The organism is Pantoea sp. AS142 (assembly GCF_037152305.1).
Classification (GTDB): Bacteria; Pseudomonadota; Gammaproteobacteria; order Enterobacterales; family Enterobacteriaceae; genus Pantoea.
The window spans coordinates 305,832-327,797 of sequence record NZ_JBBCMO010000001.1; the positions used below are offsets into that span (position 1 = coordinate 305,832).

Consider the following 21,966-nt stretch of genomic DNA (forward strand, 5'->3'; position numbering starts at 1 on the left):
GCCACCTTCGGGTGGCTTTTTTATTTTATGCCGGTCACTGACAGAGAAAACGCTGGCCGCTAAAAAATGGGCGCGGTTATTTGACCTGCCCGCCCCTCATTGCGTTAATAAAAAGTGGCAAAGGTAATCTACTTTCTTCAAATTTATTTCAATAATGACATCCCATTAACATTGACCCTACCTGACCATATCTGGAAACTTAGTGCGTTAATCCAGATCAATTAATCGCGATTTATAACCAACTATTTCTCTGGCAAAGCGCAACGCTAAGGGCGTAAATTGCGCTGCATCAATCCAGCCTTTTACAAACACGTTTCAAACGTCTGCTCAACCCGGGATGACACCCGCCTTCCTCCTGTTAAAGCACGCGTTGATAAAAGTGCTGATTGACAATTTTCAGAGCTGCTTCATTCGCTACTCGCCTGGTCGGGCAGCTCACAGACCTGTTCTGCGGGTAATAAAAAACTGGAATCAATAAACAGCCGTTCCTGTCGCTGATTACGTTCGATTTAATCGTGCGCGTGACGGAGACAAAGCGAGGAGCAAGGAGTCCTTATGTTAGATATCGTCGAGCTGTCGCGGTTACAGTTTGCCTTAACGGCGATGTACCATTTTCTGTTCGTCCCTTTAACGCTGGGTATGGCATTTTTGCTGGCGATTATGGAAACGGTATATGTCCTGAGTGGCAAACAAATTTATAAAGATATGACGAAGTTCTGGGGCAAGTTATTTGGTATTAACTTTGCGCTGGGTGTCGCCACCGGACTGACTATGGAATTTCAGTTCGGAACTAACTGGTCATATTACTCTCACTACGTTGGCGATATCTTTGGCGCACCGCTTGCCATTGAAGGTCTGATGGCATTCTTTTTGGAATCGACCTTTGTCGGCCTGTTCTTTTTTGGCTGGGATCGACTGGGTAAAGTGCAGCACATGGCGGTGACCTGGCTGGTGGCGCTGGGCTCGAATATGTCCGCGCTGTGGATTCTGGTGGCCAACGGCTGGATGCAGAACCCCATCGCCTCTGAGTTTAACTTCGAAACCATGCGCATGGAGATGGTCAGCTTCTCAGAACTGGTACTGAACCCGGTGGCTCAGGTGAAATTCGTTCACACCGTGGCGGCCGGTTACACCACCGGTGCGATGTTTATTCTGGGCATCAGCGCCTGGTACATGCTCAAAGGCCGCGACCTCGCTTTTGCAAAACGCTCGTTTGCTATCGCGGCCAGCTTTGGCATGGCGGCGGTGCTGTCCGTGATTCTGCTGGGTGATGAATCAGGTTATGAAATGGGTGACGTGCAGAAAACCAAGCTGGCCGCGATTGAAGCGGAATGGGAAACCCAGCCCGCACCCGCCTCATTTACGCTCTTTGGCCTGCCTGATCAGGCCACCCAGGAGAACCGATACGCAGTCCAGATCCCCTGGCTGCTGGGCCTGATCGCCACGCGATCCATCGATAAGCCGGTCACCGGTCTGAAAGATCTGATGGCACAGCATGAAGTGCGCATCCGCAACGGCATGAAAGCGTACACCCTGCTGAATGAACTGCGTAGCGGCAGCCAGGATCCGGCGGTACGCGATGCGTTTAACCATCACAAACAGGATCTCGGCTACGGCCTGCTGTTGAAACGCTATACCGACAACGTGGCTGATGCGACTGAAGCGCAAATCAAACGGGCGACGCAGGACTCTATCCCGCGGGTTGCCCCGCTTTATTTCGCGTTCCGTATCATGGTGCTGTGTGGCGTGCTGCTGCTGGGCATTATCGCTCTCTCGTTCTGGAGCGTAATACGCAACCAGGTTGGCAAAAACCGTTTGTTACTGAAAGCGGCACTGTTTGGTATTCCCTTACCCTGGATTGCTGTCGAGTCGGGCTGGTTTGTCGCGGAGTATGGTCGTCAGCCTTGGGCTATCGGTGAAATTCTGCCGACTGCAGTGGCCAACTCTTCTTTGACCACTGGCGATCTATTGTTCTCAATGATCCTAATCTGCGGACTCTACACGATGTTCCTGGTGGCTGAGATGTATCTGATGTTCAAATTCGCCCGCCTTGGGCCGAGCAGCCTGAAAACCGGGCGTTATCATCATGAGCAGATTACGGCAACCACCCAACCGGTTCAGGGATAAGGAGAGCGACTATGTTTGATTATGAAGTTCTGCGCTTTGTCTGGTGGCTGTTGATTGGCGTGCTGCTAATCGGCTTTGCCGTCGCAGACGGTTTTGATATGGGCGTTGGAATGCTGACGCGCATTCTGGGGCGCACCGATACTGAACGTCGCATCATGATTAACAGTATCGCCCCGCACTGGGACGGTAACCAGGTCTGGCTGATCACCGCCGGTGGCGCACTGTTTGCCGCCTGGCCGATGGTCTACGCAGCGGCCTTCTCTGGCTTCTACGTGGCGATGATTCTGGTGCTTGCTTCGCTGTTCTTCCGTCCGGTCGGCTTTGATTACCGTTCGAAGATTGAAGACAACCGCTGGCGTGGGGCCTGGGACTGGGGCATTTTCATTGGCAGTTTCGTGCCGCCGCTGGTGATTGGCGTCGCGTTTGGCAACCTGTTACAGGGCGTGCCTTTCCATGCCGATGAGTATCTGCGCCTGTTCTACACCGGTAACTTCTTCCAGCTGCTGAATCCGTTTGGTCTGCTGGCGGGCGTAGTCAGCGTGGCGATGATTCTGGCGCAGGGTGCAACCTATCTGCAGATGCGTACCACCGGCGAACTCCATCTGCGTTCCCGCACCGCAGCACAACTTGCTGCGCTGGTAATGATGGTCTGCTTCATCCTGGCGGGTGTCTGGGTGAAATACGGTATTGATGGCTATGTGGTGACCAGCACCATGGATCACTTTGCCGCCTCTAACCCATTGGGTAAAACTGTGGTGCGCGAAGCGGGTGCCTGGATAGTTAATTTCCAGAATCATCCTGTGCTATGGCTGTTCCCGCTGCTGGGCGTGGTGCTGCCGCTGCTGACCATACTCTGCTCACGGGTTGAGAAGGGCGCCTGGGCGTTCCTGTTCTCTTCTCTGACGCTGGCCTGCGTCATTATGACAGCCGGCATTGCGATGTTTCCTTTCATCATGCCATCCAGCACCGTGCCGGGTACAAGCCTGACGATGTGGGATGCAACGTCCAGCCTGCTGACGCTGCAAACCATGACCGTTGCTGCTGCTATCTTCGTTCCGATCATTCTGGCTTACACCACCTGGTGCTACTGGAAGATGTTTGGCCGTATTACCAAAGAGCATATTGAAAGCAACAGTCATTCACTCTATTAATTAAGGAGACAACGCATGTGGTATTTTGCCTGGATTCTTGGCACGTTGCTGGCCTGTGCCTTTGGTATCGTGACCGCACTGGCGATTGAGCACGTTGACGCGCAGGATGAGCCTCACTGATGCGAACGCCAATTCGGATGCTGTATGATCTGATGGAAAAGGGGCCGCTACGGGCCCTTTCACTGCTGCTTGCGCTGCTGACGGCAGGCGGCGTGATGTGGGATCCGACGCGCTTTGCCAGCCACGCTGGTCAGTTACCTGCTCTGCAAGGAATGGCGCTGATTTGGGCGGTCTGCAGTGGGGTAATTCACGGCGTGGGCTTCCGGCCACAGAAAACCCGATGGCAGGCGTTGTTTACCCCGTTACCCGCTATGCTGGTGTTGTTAATTGCGCTTTACCGTTTTTATCTTTAACACCCCGCCTCATCAGCGCTGTCAGTGAATATTTGTCAGCGTCCGGTCAAGAAATCTCCCTGAAATCGTTCCGTTTGTTACGGAACGATAATTATTTTCGCCTGGCTCTGGCGAGCCATTCCCAACCCCAATTCTCTTGCGTATAGTAGCAACGTTTAAAACGAGGCCGGGATGTAGAGTGAGTACAACGCTGTTTCGCTGGCCGGTTCGGGTCTATTACGAAGATACTGATGCCGGTGGTGTGGTTTATCACGCCAGCTATATCGCTTTTTATGAACGAGCACGTACCGAAATGTTGCGACAGCATCATTTCAATCAGCAGACGCTGTTAGAACAGCAGATCGCTTTTGTGGTGCGACGTATATCGGTGGACTATCTGGCGGCAGCACGTCTTGATGACCTTCTGGAGATCCAGAGCGAGGTCACATCAATGACGCGGGCTACCATGACGTTCACTCAGCGTATCGTGAATACTGAAGGCAAAGTGCTCAATGAGGCAGAGGTCCTGATTGCCTGCATTAACCCACATCTAATGAAGCCGATTGCGCTTCCCAAGTCTATTGTCGCGGAGTTCAAGCAGTGACTGACATGAACATTCTTGATTTGTTCCTGAAGGCGAGCCTTCTGGTCAAACTTATCATGTTGATTTTGATCGGCTTTTCTATTGCCTCCTGGGCCATCATTATTCAGCGCACACGTATTTTGAATGCGGCGGGAAGAGAAGCGGAGGCGTTTGAAGACAAATTCTGGTCTGGCATCGAACTCTCGCGCCTCTATCAGGAGAGCCAGGAGCGCCGGGAAGAACTGGGCGGCTCGGAGCAGATTTTCTATTCCGGCTTCAAAGAGTTTGCCCGCCTGCATCGCGCCAATAATCATGCGCCGGAAGCGGTCATTGACGGGGCGAGTCGCGCTATGCGCATCTCAATGAACCGCGAGCTGGAAGCGCTGGAAAACCACATTCCATTCCTCGGCACCGTCGGCTCTATCAGTCCTTACATCGGGCTGTTCGGTACCGTCTGGGGAATTATGCACGCCTTTATCGCGCTGGGCGCGGTGAAGCAGGCGACGCTGCAGATGGTGGCACCGGGTATTGCTGAAGCACTGATTGCGACCGCTATCGGTCTGTTTGCCGCGATTCCGGCGGTAATGGCGTATAACCGTCTGAACCAGCGCGTGAACAAGCTGGAGCAGGGCTACGACAACTTCATGGAAGAGTTCACTGCCATTCTGCATCGCCAGGCATTCTCCAGCGATAGCGCTAAGTAAATAGAGGTTAATGATGGCCAGAGTACGTGGTCGCAAACGCCGTGACCTGAAGTCGGAAATCAACATTGTTCCGCTACTGGACGTCCTGTTGGTGCTGTTGCTGATCTTCATGGCAACGGCGCCCATTATTACCCAGAGCGTGGAAGTGGATCTGCCTGATGCGACCGATTCTAAAACTGTTGCCAGCGATGATAATCCGCCGGTGATTGTTGAAGTGGCGGGCGTGGGGCAGTACAGCCTGGTCGTGGATCACGATCGCATGGATCAACTGCCGCCAGAGCAGGTGATAAGCGAAGCGCAGCGTCGACTGGAAGCGAATCCTAAGACGGTCTTTTTGATCGGGGGCGCGAAAGAGGTGCCCTACGATGAAATTATTAAAGCGCTCAACCTGCTGCACCAGGCGGGTGTTAAATCTGTCGGTTTGATGACGCAGCCGATTTAAAATCGAACCGTTTTTTGGGAACCGAGTGTGTCGAAGGCAACCGAGCAAAACGAGAAGTTAAAGCGCGCGATAATCATTTCGGTGATTCTGCATATCGTGCTGATTGCGCTGCTGATTTGGAGCTCGTTTAATGAGCACGTTGACCCGAGCAGTGCGGGTGGCGGAGGCAGTGATATCGATGCGGTGATGGTCGATCCTGGCGCCGTTGTGAGTCAATACAATCGTCAGCAGAACCAGCAGAGCGACAGCCAGCGCGCTGAGCAGCAGCGTAAAAAGCAGGCGCAGCAGCAGGCTGAAGAACTGCAACAGAAACAGGCTGCAGAACAGCAGCGTCTGAAAGCGCTGGAAAAAGAGCGTTTAGCCGCGCAGGAAACGGCGAAAGAAGAGGCTAAACAGCAGGCTGAGCAGCAGAAAGCGGCTCTCGATGCCGCTAAACAGGCTCAGGAGCAGCAGAAAGCCGCTGAAGCAGCGACGGCCAAAGCCAAAGCGGATGCAAAAGCGCAGGCGGATGCGCAGGCTAAAGCGACGGCTGAGCAGGCGAAACAGGCTGCAGCCGAGGCAAAGAAGCAGGCTGATCAGCAGGCGAAAGCTGCCGCAGCCGCTGCGGCAAAAGAGAAAGCCGTTGCGGAAGCGAAGGCAAAATCTGAAGCAGATGCGAAAGCAGCGGCTGAGGCCAAAGTAAAAGCGGCTACAGAGGCAAAAGCTAAGGCGGCCGAAGAGGCTAAACAAAAAGCCGCAGAAGCTGCCAAAGAGAAAGCGGAAGCGGCTAAAGAGGCGGCCAAAGAGAAGGCGGAAGCGGCAGCTAAAGCGAAAGCCGATGCCGCGGCGAAAGCCAAAGCGGATGCAGCTGCTAAAGCGAAAGCCGATGCTGCCGCAAAGGCCAAAGCTGATGCCAAAGCCAAAGCCGCCGCCGATGCTGCCAATGACAGCGATGTCGATGATTTGCTGGGTGGACTCGCTTCCGGTAAAAATGCACCGAAAAGCGGAACCTCTGGCGGTGCAGCAGGGCAGGGAAACCAGAAGAAAGCGGGGGCGTCGGGCGCGGAAATCAACTCCTACATGGGGCAGGTCGTCAGTGCGATTCAAAGCCGATTCTATGATGCGGATTTGTATCGCGGAAAAACCTGTGATTTGCGGATTAAACTTGCGCCTGATGGCTTGTTGATTGATGTTAAATCAGAGGGTGGCGATCCCGCGCTCTGTCAGGCTGCGATTGCTGCCGCCAAACAGGCACGTATTCCGAAGCCGCCTTCGCAGGCGGTCTACGAAGTGTTTAAAAACGCCCCAATGCGTTTTAAACCGCAATAATGCAGTAACGGTCGGCAAGTTGATCTATGTTTAGCTTGCCGTACTTAAGTTGTAATCGTGGTTTCCAGGAACAGTGCCAATTATCGTGGACTGAGGTTCAGATAAGGGAGATAAAATGAAGCAAGCTCTTCGCGTTACGTTAGGCTTTTTTATCCTGCTGTGGGCAGCCATGCTGCATGCAGAAGTTCGAATTGAGATCACCCAGGGTGTCAACACCGCACGCCCGATTGGTGTGGTACCGTTTAAATGGACCGGTTCTGGCGCAGCGCCGGAAGATGTCGGTGGCATCGTGGCGGCTGACCTGCGTAACAGTGGCAAATTCAATACACTGGATCGTTCGCGTCTGCCCCAGCAGCCTACCAGCGCGCAGGAAGTTCAGCCTGCTGCCTGGAGCGCACTCGGCATCGATGCCGTTGTCGTGGGTCAGGTCGCAGCTAACCCGGATGGTAGTTATCAGGTCTCTTACCAGTTGGTCGATACCGGCGGTGCGCCGGGTACCGTGCTGTCACAGAACAGCTATAAAGTGACTAAACAGTGGCTGCGCTATGCCGCTCACACGGCCAGTGATGAAACATTCCAGAAGCTGACCGGCATCAAGGGCGCTTTCCGCACCCGTATCGCCTATGTGGTGCAGACCAATGGCGGCCAGTTCCCGTATGAACTGCGCGTGGCTGACTACGATGGTTACAACCAGTTCGTGGTGCATCGTTCACCACAGCCATTGATGTCACCAGCCTGGTCTCCGGATGGCAGCAAAGTTGCCTATGTAACCTTTGAAAGCGGCAAATCCGCACTGGTGGTACAGACGCTTTCTAACGGTGCAATCCGTCAGGTCGCTTCTTATCCGCGCCACAACGGTGCGCCGGCGTTTTCGCCAGATGGTTCTAAACTCGCTTTCGCGCTCTCTAAAACGGGCAGTCTGAACCTCTATGTGATGGATCTGGCCTCAGGTCAGACGCGTCAGGTGACGGATGGTCGCTATAACAGCACTGAACCAACCTGGTTCCCGGATAGTCAGACCCTGGCTTACACCTCCGATCAGGCGGGTGCGCCTCAGATTTATAAAGTAGGACTCAATGGCGGCACGCCACAGCGTATTACCTGGGAAGGGGGTCAGAACCAGGATGCGGATGTCGCAACAGATGGTAAATCTATGGTGATGATTAGCACCAACGGTGGTGCTCAACACGTCGCCAAACAGGATCTGGAAACGGGAGCCGTTCAAACGTTAACGGACACGTTCCTGGATGAAACGCCGAGCCTGGCTCCAAACGGCACAATGGTAATCTACAGCTCTACTCAGGGTATGGGTTCCGTGTTGCAGTTGGTTTCAACCGACGGTCGTTTCAAAGCGCGTCTTCCGGCAACTGATGGACAGGTAAAATTTCCTGCCTGGTCGCCGTATCTGTAATGTCTGACATCTCAGACATCGCAAACAATAAACAATAATGGGATTCTTGAAATGCAACTGAACAAAGTGCTGAAGGGTTTGATGCTGGCTCTGCCGGTTCTGGCAGTAGCGGCTTGTAGCTCACACAAAAACAACAACAATGACCAGACTGGCATGGGTGCTGATGGCGCTTATGGTGCAAATTCTGGCATGAACGGCAACGGCGGCAACATGTCTTCTGACGAGCAGGCTCGTCTGCAGATGCAGCAGCTGCAGCAGAACAACATCGTGTACTTCGGTCTGGACAAATATGACGTTCAGTCTGATTACGCACAGATGCTGGATCAGCATGCGACTTTCCTGCGCAGCAACCCATCATACAAAGTGACCATTGAAGGTCACGCGGATGAGCGCGGTACGCCGGAATACAACATCGCCCTGGGCGAACGTCGTGCTAACGCCGTTAAAATGTACCTGCAAGGCAAAGGCGTGTCGGCTGATCAGATGTCTATCGTTTCTTACGGTAAAGAGAAGCCAGCCGTTCTGGGTCATGACGAAGCAGCATATTCTAAAAACCGTCGTGCCGTACTGGTCTACTAAGAGAATCACATGGTTAGTAACTTCAGACGTCATCTGTTAAGTCTGTCGTTACTGATTGGCGTAGCGGCCCCCTGGGCCGCTAATGCCCAAGCGTCAATCAGTAGCGTTGGCTCCGGCTCGGTCGAAGACCGTGTCACCACTCTTGAACGAATCTCTAATGCCCAGGCACAGCTGATGCAGCAATTGCAGCAGCAGATGAGCGATAACCAGCGCGATATCGATGCGCTGCGTGGGCAAATCCAGCAAAACACCTATCAGTTGAATCAGGTGGTTGAGCGGCAGAAGCAGCTTTACCAGCAGATTGACAGCCTGAGCAGCGCCAGCACCAGCGGCGGTCAACAGGCCGCGGGCAGTGATGCCGCAGCGGATACCGGCGCAGCAGCAACCGCAGGCGCGGCAGCCTCAGCGGATAGCGCACCTGTGCAGACCGGTGATGCTAACAGCGATTACAATGCGGCTGTGGCGCTGATTCTGGAGAAGAAACAGTATGACCAGGCGATCAGCGCGCTTCAGGCGTGGGTAAAACGTTACCCCGATTCGACCTATCAGCCGAACGCCAATTACTGGCTGGGTCAGCTGAACTACAACAAAGGCAAAAAGGACGACGCGGCTTACTATTACGCCACCGTAGTGAAAAACTATCCGAAGTCGCCGAAAGCTGCAGAAGCGTTGTTGAAAGTGGGTGTCATCATGCAGGAGAAAAAAGACACGGCGAAAGCCAAAGCGGTCTTCCAGCAGGTGATCAAACTTTATCCAGGCACCGATTCTGCTAAACAGGCTCAGAAACATCTGGCAAGTCTGTAATCTGTCCGGTTCAGACCAGATATCGTGTGATTTCTGGTCTTGCCGTATGAAAGGTAAGCAACTGAAGCATTTAGCAGAAATAAGAGTTGCGCTACCCCGCTAAATCAGTAATATATGCCGCCGTTGCCGGGACACATTGCAAAGTGTCTGGTCAGCCTGAAGATGGGTCGTTAGCTCAGTTGGTAGAGCAGTTGACTTTTAATCAATTGGTCGCAGGTTCGAATCCTGCACGACCCACCATCTCCTTCAGATGCGTTTTTCACCGCGCAGTTTTAAGAAGAACACTTCAGCATTGCTTCACAACCTAAGATGGGTCGTTAGCTCAGTTGGTAGAGCAGTTGACTTTTAATCAATTGGTCGCAGGTTCGAATCCTGCACGACCCACCATCTTATCTCAGCCGCCTGGCGCGTTGAACGGTTGTAAGCCCCGAGCGGGTCGTTAGCTCAGTTGGTAGAGCAGTTGACTTTTAATCAATTGGTCGCAGGTTCGAATCCTGCACGACCCACCAATTAAGAAAGAAGCGCCCTTTGGGCGCTTTTTTCGTTTCCGCGGCACGGACGTCATCGTACAGGGTGAGAACCTGCGGTATCTGACTCATTTTAATTGTAAAAATCACCGGCGTTTGGGATTTTGCTGAGGTTTGCGGCAGCCCGCTGTGAGGTAGAGCCTGCGCAGAAAACACGGTCAGATCGGAAAGACGCAAAAGCTGTCATCCATGGCCTGCTCGGCCCACGCCGTCCCTGGCGCGGGACGCTTTCCTCCTCTGACCGTGTTCCCTGCGCTTTAAACTTATTTATTGCGGTCAGATTCAGCCGGATGAAGGTTGGCCAGCAGATTGGAAGCTTCTTACGGCGCTTTTATGATTTCTGCGATACTGCCTGTGCAAGTCTGGGTGATAACCTGCATCCCTGTATCCATCCTCACGCCTTTTTCTTCACTTTTGCCACCGCCAGGCTCTCCCAGATATGCATCACCGCATAGCTGCGCCACGGACGCCATGCCTGCGATCTCGTTTCCGCGTCTTTCGCTGACATGCCGCCCAGGTTATTACGGATGGCGATATCCTCTTTGGGGAAAGCATCTGGCCAGCGCAGGGCGCGCATCGCGATATAATGCGCAGTCCACGGGCCAATGCCCGGCAGGCTGACCAGTTTTTTTATTACCTCGTCAGGCGGCTGAGCGGCACTGAGACGCAGATCCCCGCTGGCGCAGGCGGTGGCAAAGGCAATGATGGCACGGGAGCGCGCGGCGCTGACAATCCCCATAGGCGCAACATCATCCACCGTCAGTCCAGCGATGCGTTCAGGGTGTGCGGTGTAGCGAGTCAGATCGGGGAACGGCGTCTCACAGGGCTCGCCAAAGGCGGCGGCAAAGCGGCTGCTGACCGTGGTGGCTGCTTTGACCGTCACCTGCTGGCCGATAATCGCGCGCACGCCCAGCTCAAAGGTGTCAAATGCACCAGGCACACGCAAACCCGGATGCGCGATCAGGCTGGGAGCCAGCAACGCATCCTGCGCTAAACAGGCGGCGATACGCTGCGGTTGTGCATCGAGATCGAACAGGTCACGCAGACGGCGCAGCAGCAGCGGCAGCACCGGCGTTAGCGAGGTTGAAAGCGTCACCTGCAACGCGTTCTTCTGCGGCAGATGCGAAACGCTGACCCAGCCCCGGCAGCGGCCCAGCGCCACAGTGCGTCGCCAGCTACCATCGTCCACCGCTTCGACCTCCTTCATCAGGTGCGTCTGTAAAAACCAGAGCATCGCCGCCCAGTCGTAGGGTGGGCGATAGGCCAGCCGGAGCGTCACGCGGTCGCCGGGCTGCGCACGCTGAGTGCCCGTATCGTCCCGCCGCAGCGCGCTCGGCGTCATTCGGTAACGTGCCTGGAACACATCATTAAACCGGCGCAGGCTACTGAAGCCGCTGGCGTAGGCGACCTCCGTGACCGGCAGTTGCGTCTCTGTCAGCAGTTGCTTTGCCAGCAGCATACGTCGGGTCTGCTTCAGCTCCAGCGGCGAAACGCCAAGTTCACGCTGCACGATACGGCGCAGCTGACGCAGGCTGAAACCGAATTCAGCAGCGATCGCCTCCAGTCCTTCGCGTTCCTCCAGCATGCCTTCCTCAATGCGCTGAATTAGCCGCTCCGCCACACGATGCGGTTGATCAACCGGCGCATTGCCGGGAGCCAGTTCAGGCCGGCAGCGCAAACAGGGGCGAAAGCGCGCTTTCTCCGCCGCCTCGGCGCTGCTGAAGAAAAGGCAGTTCTTCTGCATCGGCGCTCTGACCGGGCAGACCGGACGACAATAGATCCCGGTGGAGGTTACGCCCACAAAGAAAACACCGTCAAAGCGGGTATCACGAGAGGTCAGCGCCTGGTAGGCAATTTCGGGATCGAGCATGGTATTCCTCCGGTAAATACGCGCAGCCTACGCCGGTAAAACCCGACAGACTGGCTGTTTTCGGACAGCACAACAGTTTATCGCCATGACCGAAAACAGCCAGTCAGACTGATGAAAAGTGCGATACTGGGTGACCAAACCGTGACGGGAGAATCACCATGTACTACTTCAAGCCGATAGTTACTCCGGTGGGCGAGCTTAAACTGGTCGCCAGCGATAACGGCCTGGCGGGCATTTTGTGGGAAAACGACAATCCGAAACGCACCCGGTTTTTGCCGCAAACGCGCAATGACGATCATCCCATTCTGATCGAAACCGAGCGTCAGCTTTGCGAATACTTCACTGGCGTTCGTCGCTGTTTTGAACTCCCGCTCGACTTCGTCGGCACCGACTTTCAGAAAAAAGTCTGGCAGGCGCTGGTGGCGATCCCGTTTGGTGAGACGCGCAGCTACAGTCAGATTGCGCGGGAGATTGGCCATCCGTTGGCGGTGCGTGCAGTCGGGGCAGCCAATGGTCGTAATCCTCTCTCGATTGTTGCACCGTGCCATCGCGTGATTGGTGCCAACGGTAAGCTGACCGGCTTTGCAGGGGGTTTGGATATCAAAGCCTTTCTGCTGGCACGGGAAGCGCCGCAGAAACCGCGGGTGCTGGCGGATGAACCGCAGTCGGGCAGGGCAGACGCTGTGATGCAGGCAGAATAAATATCTCACGACACCGTTCGGCTTTTCCGTTATCTTGTTTAGCATATAAAACACGATGGCAGATTCAATGCCATTATTCGCCTCATCGGGTGATTTTCGTTAATTAGATAAAACGAGAGCTGTGTCATGAGTGTGATGTTTGATTCTGAAAGCGCCGTTTACCCTTTTCCGCCCAAACCCGCCCGCCTGAGTGAAGACGAGAAGGCGTTCTACCGCGAGAAAATCAAAGCGCTGCTGAAGGCGCGTAACGCGGTGATGGTGGCGCACTACTACACCGACCCGGAAATTCAGGCGCTGGCGGAGGAGACGGGCGGCTGTGTCTCCGATTCGCTGGAGATGGCGCGCTTTGGCAGCAACCATTCAGCAACCACACTGCTGGTAGCGGGTGTGCGCTTTATGGGTGAAACCGCCAAAATCCTCAGCCCCGAAAAAACCGTGCTGATGCCGACACTGCAGGCGGAGTGCTCACTGGACCTCGGCTGCCCGATTGACGCGTTTAATGCCTTCTGCGATGCCCATCCCGATCGCACCGTGGTGGTCTATGCCAATACCTCGGCGGCCGTAAAAGCGCGAGCCGACTGGGTGGTGACCTCAAGCATTGCGGTTGAGTTGATTGAACATCTCGACAGCCTGGGCGAAAAAATCATTTGGGCGCCAGATCGACATCTTGGCCGCTACGTTACCCGGAAATCAGGTGCGGACGTGCTGTGCTGGCAGGGCGCTTGTATTGTCCATGACGAATTTAAAACCCAGGCGTTGCAACGCATGAAAGCGCTCTATCCTGACGCGGCAGTGCTGGTGCATCCTGAGTCACCGCAGGCGATTGTTGACCTGGCAGACGCCGTCGGTTCGACCAGCCAACTGATTCAGGCCGCTCAATCTCTCCCGCATCCGCAGATGATTGTGGCCACCGATCGCGGCATCTTCTATAAAATGCAGCAAGCGGTACCGAATAAAGAGCTGCTGGAAGCGCCGACTGCCGGTGAAGGTGCCACCTGCCGCAGCTGTGCGCACTGCCCGTGGATGGCAATGAACGGCCTTAAAGCCATTGCAGAGGCGCTGGATTCGGGTGGCATGGAACATGAGATTCAGGTCGATAGGACGCTGCGTGAGGCGGCGTTACTGCCGCTGAACCGCATGCTATCCTTTGCAGCGAAACTTAAACTCAACGTGAAGGGAAACGCTTAAGCGTTTACCGGACAGGTGCTCTGCATGGACTTTTTCAGCACACATAATATTCTGGTTCACATTCCTCTGGGTGCCGGAGGTTACGATCTCTCATGGATTGAGGCTATTGGCACGCTGGCGGGCTTACTCTGCATCTGGTTTGCCAGCCTGGAAAAAATCATTAACTACCCTTTTGGCCTGATTAACGTCACGCTGTTTGCGGTGATCTTCTTTCAGATCCAGCTTTACGCTAGCCTGTTGCTGCAGCTCTTCTTTTTTGCTGCCAATATCTATGGCTGGTATGCCTGGAGTCGACAGACCGAAGATCATCAGGCGGCCCTGAAAATCCGCTGGCTGCCGCTGCCTAAAGCGCTGGCCTGGACGGCGGGCTGCGTGATTGCGATTGCGCTGATGACACTCTATATCGATCCGGTGTTTGCGCTGTTAACCCGTGCGGCCGTGACGCTGATGAACGGCCTCGGCCTGGCGGTGGCGATGCCCGCACTGCAGCCGGATGCATTCCCATTCTGGGATGCCTGCATGATGGTGTTGTCGATTGCGGCGATGGTAATGATGACGCGCAAATATGTTGAGAACTGGCTGCTGTGGGTCATCATCAATGTGATAAGCGTGATGATTTTCGCCCGTCAGGGCGTGTATGCGATGTCGCTGGAGTATGTGATTCTGACGCTGATTGCGCTGAACGGCTCACGCATGTGGATCCGCAGCGCGCGGCAACAGGGTTCCCGCGCGCTGTCGGCTCAGTGAGTGTGCGCTTCGCCTTTAGCGTGAGCCGGGTCATGATCGTGAGCATGACTGTGATCATGGCCGGAGGCCGCTGCGCTGCTTAAGCCAAGTTCACACTCGGCACCGGCACAGGGCTGATACTCCATCTGCACCGTCGCATGCTCAATCTGGTAGTTCTGGCGCAGGTAGTCGTGAATACGATGTAGCAGCGCATCGTGGTCGTAAGGCGGGATCACCTGCGCATGCAGGGTGAGCAGCGGCTTTTCGCCGACCTGCCACAGATGTACATGGTGAACATTGCGCACTTCGGCGATGTTCAGCGTGAGATCCCGTATCAGCCGGTTCACATCAAGTGAATGCGGTGCCCCTTCCAGTAACTCCTGCAGACTCTCACGCAGCAGCGACCAGGCGCTGCGCAGCACCAGCAGGGATACCAGCAACGACAGAATCGGGTCGATGGGCGTCCAGCCGGTCAGCAAAATAATCACCGCCGCCACGATCGCGCCTACCGAACCCAGCAGGTCACCCATGACATGCAGCGCGGCGGCCCGCACGTTGAGGTTCTTCTCTTCGCTGCCGTGATGCAGCAGCCAGAACGACAGAATATTGGCCAGCAGGCCGCCAATTGCGATCCCCAGCATCAGTCCGCCGGTCACCGGTTGCGGATCGGTAAAGCGGCGCACCGCTTCCCAGACGATCAGCGCGGTAATGCCCAGCAGTGCGATGGCGTTAATAAATGCGGCCAGCGTGGTCAGACGCAACAGGCCAAAGGTGTGGCGTGCATTGGGTTTACGGCGTGAGAACTGCACTGCCAGCAAGGCCATCAGCAGCGCTGCAGCGTCGGTCAGCATATGACCGGCGTCCGCCAGCAACGCCAGTGAACCTGAGAGCCAGCCGCCAATCACTTCAGCTACCATAAAGACAACGGTCACCCCGAAGGCTGCCGCCAGACGCGTGCGATTACTATCCTGCCCGCTATGAGTGTGGGTATGTGCCATAAGATTCCAGTTTTTTCAGTAACCTGTTTGCGAATAATATCAGTAATTGCCACGTCTCAGACGTGTCCTGATGCTGTTTAACCTGATCTGTCAGTTGCTGGCTGAGTTGCGCACCATGCTCCAGTCCCACCAGTAACCAGCTTCCTTTCATCCTGTGTGCCGCTTCGGCAAACTGCGTCCAGTCTGCGCACTCACGCGCCTCGCGCATCGCAATGAGATCCTGCGTCACCGCGCTGTGCAGTGTCTGGCTCAGACGGCTGAGGAATTTGTCATTCTGTTGTGCCAGTTGCCAGAGATTGTTATCCAATGCCGCCAGCGGATCTGCCTGCCATTCCGCCAGCAGTGAACTGAGATCGGCTAGCTGCACCGGTTTTATCAGTACCCGCTCACGCGCCTCAAGCGGTCGTGACAGTAGCTGAGCGTCTGCCGAGCAGAGCACCCGCATCGCCTGACGACCTCGCTGGCGGTCACGCCGACGCAGCAGCCGCAGCAGCAATGTGCCGTCAGGACGCGGCATCATCTGGTCGATAAACAGCAGGTCATAGGGCTGCTGTGCATCGGCCTGTAGCAGCGCGCGTCCCTGTTCAAAGATGTCAGCCTGAATAGCAAAGCGCGCCAGCTGCTGCTGCAGCACCAGCAGATTGGCTGGATGGTCATCAACAATCGCCACCCGTAGCTGTGGAAAGCCGGGTAGGGTAGTCTCGTCTGCGTGGCTTACCGGCGCACAGATCTGCAGCGGCAGTGTCACGGTGACCAGGGTGCCGCGACCTGCTTCAGAGACGAGGCGGATCTCGCCGCCCATCCGCAGAACTATTTCCCGGCAGATAAACAGTCCCAGCCCGCTGCCCTGTACCGAAACAGATTTTCCAGACGGGGCCTGATACCAGGGATCAAACAGCTTCTGTTGTTCATCAGGCGGGATACCGCTGCCGCTGTCGCTCACCGTCAGAACCAGCTGCTGTTGTGCGGCCAGGGTCAGACGAATCGCGCCGTGACGGGTAAATTTCAACGCATTGGTCATCAGGTTGTTGACTACCTGCTGCAGGCGATCGGCATCGATCAGCACCGTGTCAGGCAGCGGCGTCAGCGCCTCGACGACCAGATGCGGGCCGTCAGTGCGCATTAACGGATGATAAAAATGCTGCTGCTGATTGAGCCACTGTGTCAGCGCCAGCGGACGGGGCGCCAGCGTAAAGCTATTGCTCTCAATGCGCGCATGATCCTGCAGGTCATTCAGCAGGGTCAGCAAAGATTGTGCGCTACTGTGCAGCAGCGTCAGGTTCTGACTGCTGTGCTGCTGCTTCTCCAGCTCTAAAAGCCCGAGTATCGCCTGCATCGGCGTGCGCAGTTCATGGCTGACGGTCGCCAGGAACTGGCTCTTCATCGCATTAGCGTGCTCAGCCTGTTCACGCTGCTGCCGCTCCCGGCGCTGCTGCCAGTAGCGACGCGCCAGCAGCAACAGCAGCAGCGCAATAGCCGCACCGGCTACCGCCAGCACCATCATCGGCAGTGAACGCATTATCATCACGCTGCCGGGCTGCGGCGGGGTTGACCAGCTATCGCGCATCTGGCTCTGAGTGTCGGCCGGGATCTGCTGCAGAGCACGATCCAGCAAGGTGCGAAGCACCGGTTGCCCGGACGTTATGCCCAGCGCGATAGGCCAGGCGATGTCGCTGGCGGCAAAGGCAAGGTGGATGCGTGCATCAGCGCGGCTGGCGATACGCCAGCGGGCGGAGAGCACGTTATCGACCAGCACGTCGATCTGTCCTTTTGCCAATGCGTCATAGAGGCGATTACGATCGGCGAACTGCTGCGGCTGCAGATCTTCGGGCAGCAGACGCAGCGCCAGGTCATCCTGCAACACGCCAATCCGCTTGCCGCGCAGGTCGCGCCAGTGTGCCAGCGTATCGGGCTGGATGCTGTAGATGCCCCACAGCGCGCGCCACACCGGCAGCGAGGTGCTCTGCATCGCATCACCGTTCAGCGGCTGCATCAGTTGCAGCATCGCTTGTTGCTGCTCAATCAGCGTGCTGGCCTGGCGAGGATTGCTGACCCACACCGGTTCAAACTGCAACCCGGTACTCTGGGCGATCGCTTTCAGCAAATCCACGCCATAGCCTCTGGCGGTTCCGCTGGCATCGCGATAACTCCAGGGGTAGTTGTCCGCTTCGGCGGTGTAAGTAATACGCGGATGGTTGGCAATCCAGGCACGTTCATTGGGGCTGAGCATCAGGGTCTGCGTATCCTGATAGCGTGGCAGGCTACTGCTCCAGCGCGCCTGCAGCGTATTCATCAGTTCTGCAGGCAGCTGGCGCAGGCTCTGATTCAGCCAGCTGATAAGCTGTGGATTGCGGGAGAGCGCGCGCAGGTTGAGCTGTCCGGCCTCGATATGTGAGGCGATCTGATAAATCTGCCCCTGCTGCAGCTGACTCAGCAGAAAACCGGCGCTGGTCTCATCTGCCACTACATAATCATTCTGCTGGTTCAGCAGAGTGTAGAGTGCCTGTAGATCGCTGCTGTAGCGTCGCCAGTTGTGGCGGGCCGCCAGCGCAGGCGGCAGTTGTGCCAGTGTATCGTCACTGATCGCAAGCGATGCATTCTGGCTGTTAAACATCACGGCACGCTGGTTTTGCTGATTGCGGTAGACCCGTAACGGGCTGCTGTACCAGTTATCGCTACTCAGGGTGCCGGGTGGCAGGGGGGAAATCCACATGCCAAGCGCAAAATCGATCTGGCCGCTGTCCAGCGCCTGTATCAGATGCGACTGATCGCTGTAAAGATTGAGACTGAACTGTGCGCCGGTCAACTGTCGTAGCGCATAAAGATAGTCGGCATTAATGCCATAAAGGTCCTTGCCGATGCGCATCGCCCAGGGCGCGTGATTCTCTTCCAGCAGGCCGACGCGCAGGATTTTGCCCTGCATGGTTTCTGCATGCGTCACCGGCAGCATCATCGGTAGATTGACGCTGCTCACCGGACGCAACTCAGCCAGACCGGAGCCGCACAGCAACAGCAGGATCAGCAGGAGATATTTCACTGCTGCGCCTTCCACAGGTCAGCCAGTTCCACTACTGATCCGGCGCCCGTTTTTTCCAGAATGTTCTTTTTATGGGTGCTGACCGTTTTGTTGCTGATGTGCAACTGGGCGGCGATTTGCAGATTGGAGAGGCCGCTGGCCAGCAGTGCCAGAATCTGACGCTCTTTGCGGGTCAGCGGGAGCTCAGGCTCATCATCCATCACCGGAAAGGCGGTCTGCCCGCCGAGCACCGCCAGGATAGCGCTCAGCAGTTGCGCCATGCGCTGACTTTTTACCACATAACCGGCTGCACCCAGCGTCTGAGCGCGACGCACATAGTAACGGGTCTGCTGCGCGGAGTAGATGAGGACCGGGCAATCGGGCCGATGAACCTTCAGGCGACGCAGAAACTCCAGCCCATCGCTGTCCGGCAGGCCGATATCCAGCACAATAATGTCCAGTGGCTGCTGAAGCAGGGGACGGGCGGCTCTTTCACTGTTGGCAGAGAGGAGCTGAACCGGAATAGGCGACTGGCTCAGGGCGGCTTCAAGTGCCACTTCAACCAGCGGATGATCGTCAATTAAAAGCAAAACGGCCATGAAGGAGTTCCGGTAAATTTCACAGGATTAGCATAGCGGAAGAGTGAGGCAGAGGGGAGGAAAACCAGGAGCCAGGAGAACGCGGGTTCTCCTGGTGATACAGAATTACTGCGAAGTACCGTCGGTTTTAGTGTTTACGTCACCGCCACCCACTTTAGTCTGAACTTTTTTATTGATGTTCGGGCATTTGCCATCTTTACACTGGCTGTTCTGGTCCATTTCGTTAGCAGACATAGTACCCTTGCTGGTAGTGCTGCCAGACGTTGCAGGATTGGTATCGTTGCCAGTGTTATTAATTTTACTGTTATCGACATTATTTGGTGGCAGATTTTCTTTCGCTCCACCCGCTACTGCACCTGCACTGGCTGCCTGATTCGCTGTGCCGTTATTGCTGCTGCTGTCCGCAGCCAGTACCGCGCCGCTGCTCAGTGTCATTGCTGCTGTCAAAAAGAGTAAGGCAAACTTTTTCATCATTATGCTCCCGTTAATAAATGAAGATGCGTTAAGCCCAGAGGTGCAATTTCGGGTAAGAAAATCCATGACGAAATATAATTCGCCAATTGGCTTAAACAGGGTGATCAAATTGTGTAAGCGAGACATTCCTTAATGCTTACCAGTAAAAAGTTTAGTCGCTAACCTGATTAATGCAAATATCACCCGCACATTTAACCGGTAGCGGGAATTTACACCCCTGGCGCTTCGGGCTACATTGGACAGGTTGTGTCCGGCGGGCGCCGGACCAGAAATAATATGGAATCAGTATGAATTACCAGAACGATGATTTACGCATCAAAGAGATTAAAGAGCTGTTACCTCCGGTTGCGCTGCTCGAAAAATTCCCGGCCACCGATCGTGCTGCACAGACCGTTGCACAGGCCCGCCAGGCGATTCATCAGATCCTGCAGGGCAAGGACGATCGCCTGCTGGTGGTGATTGGACCCTGCTCAATTCATGACACTGAAGCGGCGAAAGAGTATGCCGAGCGCCTGCTGGCGCTGCGTGATGAGTTGAAAGGCGAGCTGGAAGTGGTGATGCGGGTCTATTTTGAAAAGCCGCGCACCACAGTGGGCTGGAAAGGGCTGATCAACGACCCCTATATGGACAACAGCTACCAGCTTAATGAGGGTCTGCGCCTGGCACGTAAGCTGCTGCTGGAGATTAACGACAGCGGCTTACCGGCGGCGGGCGAGTTTCTGGATATGATTACCCCGCAATATGTGGCTGACCTGATGAGCTGGGGCGCGATTGGCGCGCGCACCACGGAATCCCAGGTACACCGTGAGCTGGCGTCAGGTCTCTCCTGTCCGGTCGGTTTCAAAAACGGCACCGATGGCACGATCAAGGTCGCGATCGATGCCATTAACGCTGCGGGATCGCCACACTGTTTCCTGTCAGTCACTAAATATGGTCACTCCGCCATTGTGGAAACCAGCGGCAACGGTGATTGCCACATTATCCTGCGCGGTGGCAAAGAGCCGAACTACAGTGCGCAGCATGTTACTGCTGTCAAAGAGGGCCTGGCACAAGCCGGTCTGCCACCCCAGGTGATGATTGACTTCAGCCACGCCAACAGCAGCAAGCAGTTCCAGCGTCAGATGGTCGTGGCAGACGATGTCGCACAGCAGCTGATCAACGGTGAGCAGGCGATTGTTGGTGTGATGATTGAAAGTCATCTGGTGGAAGGCAACCAGAGCCTGGAGAGCGGCGAACCGCTGGTCTATGGCAAAAGTGTTACCGACGCCTGTATCGGCTGGGAAGATACGGACAAGGTGCTGCGTCAGCTGGCGGCAGCGGTGAAACAGCGCCGCGGCTGATTGAAATAACTGACAAGGTCTGACCCGGTTAGCTGTGAGATTGCACCAGCACAGGGAACAGGGTCAGATCGTAAAGACGCAAAACCGTCATCCCTGACAGCCCGGCTCGCGTCGTCCATGGCGCGGGATACTTTCCTCTTCTGACGCTGTTCCCTGTGCTTCTAAGCATTGAGCGTCGGTTTCCAGAGGCGTAAAGCAAAAAAAAGGCCAGACTCGCGTCTGGCCTTAGTGTTTTTCAGCGCGAAATTACTTCGCTTTACCCTGATTCGCCACGGCTGCGGCTTTCGCGGCAATCTCGTCCTGGTCGCCCAGGTAGTAGCGTTTCAGCGGTTTGAAGTTTTCATCGAACTCATAGACCAGCGGTACGCCGGTAGGGATGTTCAGTTCGAGGATTTCATCTTCGCTCAGGTTATCCAGATATTTCACCAGCGCACGCAGTGAGTTGCCGTGTGCGGCAATGATCACTTTCTCACCGCTTTTGATGCGCGGCAGAATGGTTTCGTTCCAGTAAGGGATAACGCGGTCGATGGTCAGCGCCAGGCTTTCGGTGGTTGGCAGCTGCTCTGGGGTCAGTTTCGCGTAACGCGGATCATGGCCCGGGAAGCGCTCATCTGAACGGTCCAGCTCTGGCGGGGTTACGGCAAAACCGCGACGCCACTGCTTAACCTGCTCGTCGCCATATTTAGCGGCTGTTTCCGCTTTATCCAGACCCTGCAGCGCACCGTAGTGACGCTCGTTCAGACGCCAGGTTTTCTCAACCGGCAGCCAGGCCTGATCCAGCTCATCCAGCACATTCCACAGGGTGTGAATAGCACGCTTCAGTACCGAGGTGTACGCGAAATCAAAAACAAAGCCCTCTTTTTTCAGCAGCTGACCTGCTGATTTGGCTTCGCCACGACCTTTATCAGAAAGGTCAACATCATACCAACCGGTAAAGCGGTTTTCGTTGTTCCACTGGCTTTCGCCGTGTCGCACCAGAACCAGCTTAGTTACAGCCATAGCTTAACTCCTTAATACTGTGATGTT

At 55.5% G+C, this 21,966-nt stretch carries 21 protein-coding genes and 3 tRNA genes; 18 read left to right on the forward strand and 6 right to left on the reverse strand.

Going from position 1 to position 21,966, the window contains the following annotated elements; genetic code table 11:
• Positions 1-555: 555 nt before the first annotated feature.
• The 14 genes from cydA (at position 556) to WFO64_RS01635 (ending at position 10,010) form a co-directional block, all read left to right on the forward strand.
• The gene (gene cydA / locus WFO64_RS01570; protein ID WP_337008361.1) at positions 556-2,127 is read left to right on the forward strand and encodes a cytochrome ubiquinol oxidase subunit I; all 1,572 of its coding nucleotides are present in this window, start codon (positions 556-558) and stop codon (positions 2,125-2,127) included.
• A gap of 11 nt (positions 2,128-2,138) precedes the next feature.
• A complete protein-coding gene (cydB, locus tag WFO64_RS01575) occupies positions 2,139-3,278 on the forward strand; it encodes a cytochrome d ubiquinol oxidase subunit II (RefSeq protein WP_337008362.1) in 1,140 nt (379 codons plus the stop codon).
• A gap of 15 nt (positions 3,279-3,293) precedes the next feature.
• The gene (gene cydX, locus WFO64_RS01580) at positions 3,294-3,398 is read left to right on the forward strand and encodes a cytochrome bd-I oxidase subunit CydX (RefSeq protein WP_337008363.1); all 105 of its coding nucleotides are present in this window, start codon (positions 3,294-3,296) and stop codon (positions 3,396-3,398) included.
• On the forward strand, positions 3,398-3,691 hold the full coding sequence (ybgE, locus tag WFO64_RS01585) for a cyd operon protein YbgE (RefSeq protein WP_337008364.1): 294 nt from the start codon (positions 3,398-3,400) through the stop codon (positions 3,689-3,691). Before cydX ends, ybgE begins: the two co-directional genes overlap by 1 nt.
• A 178-nt stretch (positions 3,692-3,869) precedes the next feature.
• Positions 3,870-4,274 carry a tol-pal system-associated acyl-CoA thioesterase gene (gene ybgC, locus WFO64_RS01590; protein ID WP_010260759.1) on the forward strand — a complete coding sequence of 135 codons (405 nt, stop codon included), beginning with the start codon at positions 3,870-3,872 and terminating at the stop codon, positions 4,272-4,274.
• Entirely contained in the window at positions 4,271-4,957 is a 687-nt protein-coding gene (gene tolQ / locus WFO64_RS01595; protein ID WP_003853142.1) for a Tol-Pal system protein TolQ, read from the forward strand. The genes ybgC and tolQ overlap by 4 nt, the downstream gene beginning before the upstream one ends.
• A 13-nt stretch (positions 4,958-4,970) precedes the next feature.
• Entirely contained in the window at positions 4,971-5,399 is a 429-nt protein-coding gene (gene tolR / locus WFO64_RS01600) for a colicin uptake protein TolR (RefSeq protein WP_010260764.1), read from the forward strand.
• Between the two features lie 27 nt (positions 5,400-5,426).
• On the forward strand, positions 5,427-6,707 hold the full coding sequence (gene tolA, locus WFO64_RS01605) for a cell envelope integrity protein TolA (protein ID WP_337008365.1): 1,281 nt from the start codon (positions 5,427-5,429) through the stop codon (positions 6,705-6,707).
• Positions 6,708-6,822: 115 nt separating this feature from the next.
• Positions 6,823-8,118 carry a Tol-Pal system beta propeller repeat protein TolB gene (gene tolB, locus WFO64_RS01610; protein ID WP_337008366.1) on the forward strand — a complete coding sequence of 432 codons (1,296 nt, stop codon included), beginning with the start codon at positions 6,823-6,825 and terminating at the stop codon, positions 8,116-8,118.
• A gap of 51 nt (positions 8,119-8,169) precedes the next feature.
• Positions 8,170-8,697: a peptidoglycan-associated lipoprotein Pal gene (gene pal, locus WFO64_RS01615; protein WP_003853135.1), complete on the forward strand. Its 528-nt coding sequence runs from the start codon at positions 8,170-8,172 to the stop codon at positions 8,695-8,697.
• A gap of 9 nt (positions 8,698-8,706) precedes the next feature.
• Entirely contained in the window at positions 8,707-9,501 is a 795-nt protein-coding gene (gene cpoB, locus WFO64_RS01620; protein ID WP_337008368.1) for a cell division protein CpoB, read from the forward strand.
• A 164-nt stretch (positions 9,502-9,665) separates the two neighbouring features.
• Positions 9,666-9,741 (forward strand) — tRNA-Lys (locus WFO64_RS01625).
• 71 nt (positions 9,742-9,812) lie between these two features.
• A tRNA-Lys gene (locus WFO64_RS01630) sits at positions 9,813-9,888 on the forward strand.
• Positions 9,889-9,934: 46 nt separating this feature from the next.
• A tRNA-Lys gene (locus tag WFO64_RS01635) sits at positions 9,935-10,010 on the forward strand.
• A 412-nt stretch (positions 10,011-10,422) separates the two neighbouring features.
• On the opposite strand, the gene WFO64_RS01640 is transcribed toward WFO64_RS01635, so the two are convergent.
• Positions 10,423-11,898, reverse strand: coding sequence for an AlkA N-terminal domain-containing protein (locus WFO64_RS01640; protein ID WP_337008370.1), 1,476 nt, complete (start codon positions 11,896-11,898; stop codon positions 10,423-10,425).
• 158 nt (positions 11,899-12,056) lie between these two features.
• On the opposite strand from WFO64_RS01640, the gene WFO64_RS01645 reads away from it, so the two are divergent.
• The 3 genes from WFO64_RS01645 to pnuC all read left to right on the forward strand — a co-directional run bounded on the left by WFO64_RS01645 (position 12,057) and on the right by pnuC (position 14,534).
• Positions 12,057-12,599, forward strand: a complete 543-nt coding sequence (locus tag WFO64_RS01645) for a methylated-DNA--[protein]-cysteine S-methyltransferase (RefSeq protein ID WP_337008371.1) — start codon at positions 12,057-12,059, stop codon at positions 12,597-12,599.
• A gap of 126 nt (positions 12,600-12,725) precedes the next feature.
• Positions 12,726-13,787 (forward strand): quinolinate synthase NadA, encoded by a 1,062-nt coding sequence (nadA, locus tag WFO64_RS01650; protein ID WP_337008372.1) that lies wholly within the window; start codon positions 12,726-12,728, stop codon positions 13,785-13,787.
• Between the two features lie 24 nt (positions 13,788-13,811).
• Positions 13,812-14,534, forward strand: a complete 723-nt coding sequence (pnuC, locus tag WFO64_RS01655) for a nicotinamide riboside transporter PnuC (RefSeq protein ID WP_337008373.1) — start codon at positions 13,812-13,814, stop codon at positions 14,532-14,534.
• Here pnuC and zitB read toward each other — a convergent pair.
• The 4 genes from zitB to WFO64_RS01675 all read right to left on the reverse strand — a co-directional run bounded on the left by zitB (position 14,528) and on the right by WFO64_RS01675 (position 19,600).
• Positions 14,528-15,511: a CDF family zinc transporter ZitB gene (gene zitB / locus WFO64_RS01660; RefSeq protein ID WP_337008375.1), complete on the reverse strand. Its 984-nt coding sequence runs from the start codon at positions 15,509-15,511 to the stop codon at positions 14,528-14,530. The two genes, pnuC and zitB, sit on opposite strands and share 7 nt — an antisense overlap.
• On the reverse strand, positions 15,489-18,548 hold the full coding sequence (locus WFO64_RS01665) for an ATP-binding protein (protein ID WP_442956116.1): 3,060 nt from the start codon (positions 18,546-18,548) through the stop codon (positions 15,489-15,491). The genes zitB and WFO64_RS01665 overlap by 23 nt, the downstream gene beginning before the upstream one ends.
• Entirely contained in the window at positions 18,545-19,126 is a 582-nt protein-coding gene (locus WFO64_RS01670) for a response regulator transcription factor (protein ID WP_337008379.1), read from the reverse strand. The genes WFO64_RS01665 and WFO64_RS01670 overlap by 4 nt, the downstream gene beginning before the upstream one ends.
• 105 nt (positions 19,127-19,231) lie before the next feature.
• Positions 19,232-19,600 carry a YbgS-like family protein gene (locus tag WFO64_RS01675; RefSeq protein WP_337008381.1) on the reverse strand — a complete coding sequence of 123 codons (369 nt, stop codon included), beginning with the start codon at positions 19,598-19,600 and terminating at the stop codon, positions 19,232-19,234.
• Between the two features lie 287 nt (positions 19,601-19,887).
• On the opposite strand from WFO64_RS01675, the gene aroG reads away from it, so the two are divergent.
• Complete coding sequence (gene aroG / locus WFO64_RS01680; RefSeq protein ID WP_337008383.1) at positions 19,888-20,940, forward strand: 3-deoxy-7-phosphoheptulonate synthase AroG; 1,053 nt, start codon at positions 19,888-19,890, stop codon at positions 20,938-20,940.
• Positions 20,941-21,186: 246 nt separating this feature from the next.
• Here aroG and gpmA read toward each other — a convergent pair whose 3' ends face one another.
• On the reverse strand, positions 21,187-21,939 hold the full coding sequence (gene gpmA, locus WFO64_RS01685; protein ID WP_337008385.1) for a 2,3-diphosphoglycerate-dependent phosphoglycerate mutase: 753 nt from the start codon (positions 21,937-21,939) through the stop codon (positions 21,187-21,189).
• Positions 21,940-21,966 lie beyond the last annotated feature (27 nt).

What these genes read in the sequence shown, in the direction of transcription:
- zitB (WP_337008375.1), bottom strand. Translation starts at nt 15,511, where the DNA reads ATGGCACATACCCACACTCATAGCGGGCAGGATAGTAATCGCACGCGT.
- WFO64_RS01645 (WP_337008371.1), top strand. Translation starts at nt 12,057, where the DNA reads ATGTACTACTTCAAGCCGATAGTTACTCCGGTGGGCGAGCTTAAACTG.
- tolB (WP_337008366.1), top strand. Translation starts at nt 6,823, where the DNA reads ATGAAGCAAGCTCTTCGCGTTACGTTAGGCTTTTTTATCCTGCTGTGG.
- aroG (WP_337008383.1), top strand. Translation starts at nt 19,888, where the DNA reads ATGAATTACCAGAACGATGATTTACGCATCAAAGAGATTAAAGAGCTG.
- nadA (WP_337008372.1), top strand. Translation starts at nt 12,726, where the DNA reads ATGAGTGTGATGTTTGATTCTGAAAGCGCCGTTTACCCTTTTCCGCCC.
- WFO64_RS01670 (WP_337008379.1), bottom strand. Translation starts at nt 19,126, where the DNA reads ATGGCCGTTTTGCTTTTAATTGACGATCATCCGCTGGTTGAAGTGGCA.
- tolR (WP_010260764.1), top strand. Translation starts at nt 4,971, where the DNA reads ATGGCCAGAGTACGTGGTCGCAAACGCCGTGACCTGAAGTCGGAAATC.
- cydB (WP_337008362.1), top strand. Translation starts at nt 2,139, where the DNA reads ATGTTTGATTATGAAGTTCTGCGCTTTGTCTGGTGGCTGTTGATTGGC.
- cpoB (WP_337008368.1), top strand. Translation starts at nt 8,707, where the DNA reads ATGGTTAGTAACTTCAGACGTCATCTGTTAAGTCTGTCGTTACTGATT.
- pnuC (WP_337008373.1), top strand. Translation starts at nt 13,812, where the DNA reads ATGGACTTTTTCAGCACACATAATATTCTGGTTCACATTCCTCTGGGT.
- pal (WP_003853135.1), top strand. Translation starts at nt 8,170, where the DNA reads ATGCAACTGAACAAAGTGCTGAAGGGTTTGATGCTGGCTCTGCCGGTT.
- gpmA (WP_337008385.1), bottom strand. Translation starts at nt 21,939, where the DNA reads ATGGCTGTAACTAAGCTGGTTCTGGTGCGACACGGCGAAAGCCAGTGG.
- ybgE (WP_337008364.1), top strand. Translation starts at nt 3,398, where the DNA reads ATGCGAACGCCAATTCGGATGCTGTATGATCTGATGGAAAAGGGGCCG.
- WFO64_RS01640 (WP_337008370.1), bottom strand. Translation starts at nt 11,898, where the DNA reads ATGCTCGATCCCGAAATTGCCTACCAGGCGCTGACCTCTCGTGATACC.
- cydA (WP_337008361.1), top strand. Translation starts at nt 556, where the DNA reads ATGTTAGATATCGTCGAGCTGTCGCGGTTACAGTTTGCCTTAACGGCG.
- cydX (WP_337008363.1), top strand. Translation starts at nt 3,294, where the DNA reads ATGTGGTATTTTGCCTGGATTCTTGGCACGTTGCTGGCCTGTGCCTTT.
- WFO64_RS01675 (WP_337008381.1), bottom strand. Translation starts at nt 19,600, where the DNA reads ATGATGAAAAAGTTTGCCTTACTCTTTTTGACAGCAGCAATGACACTG.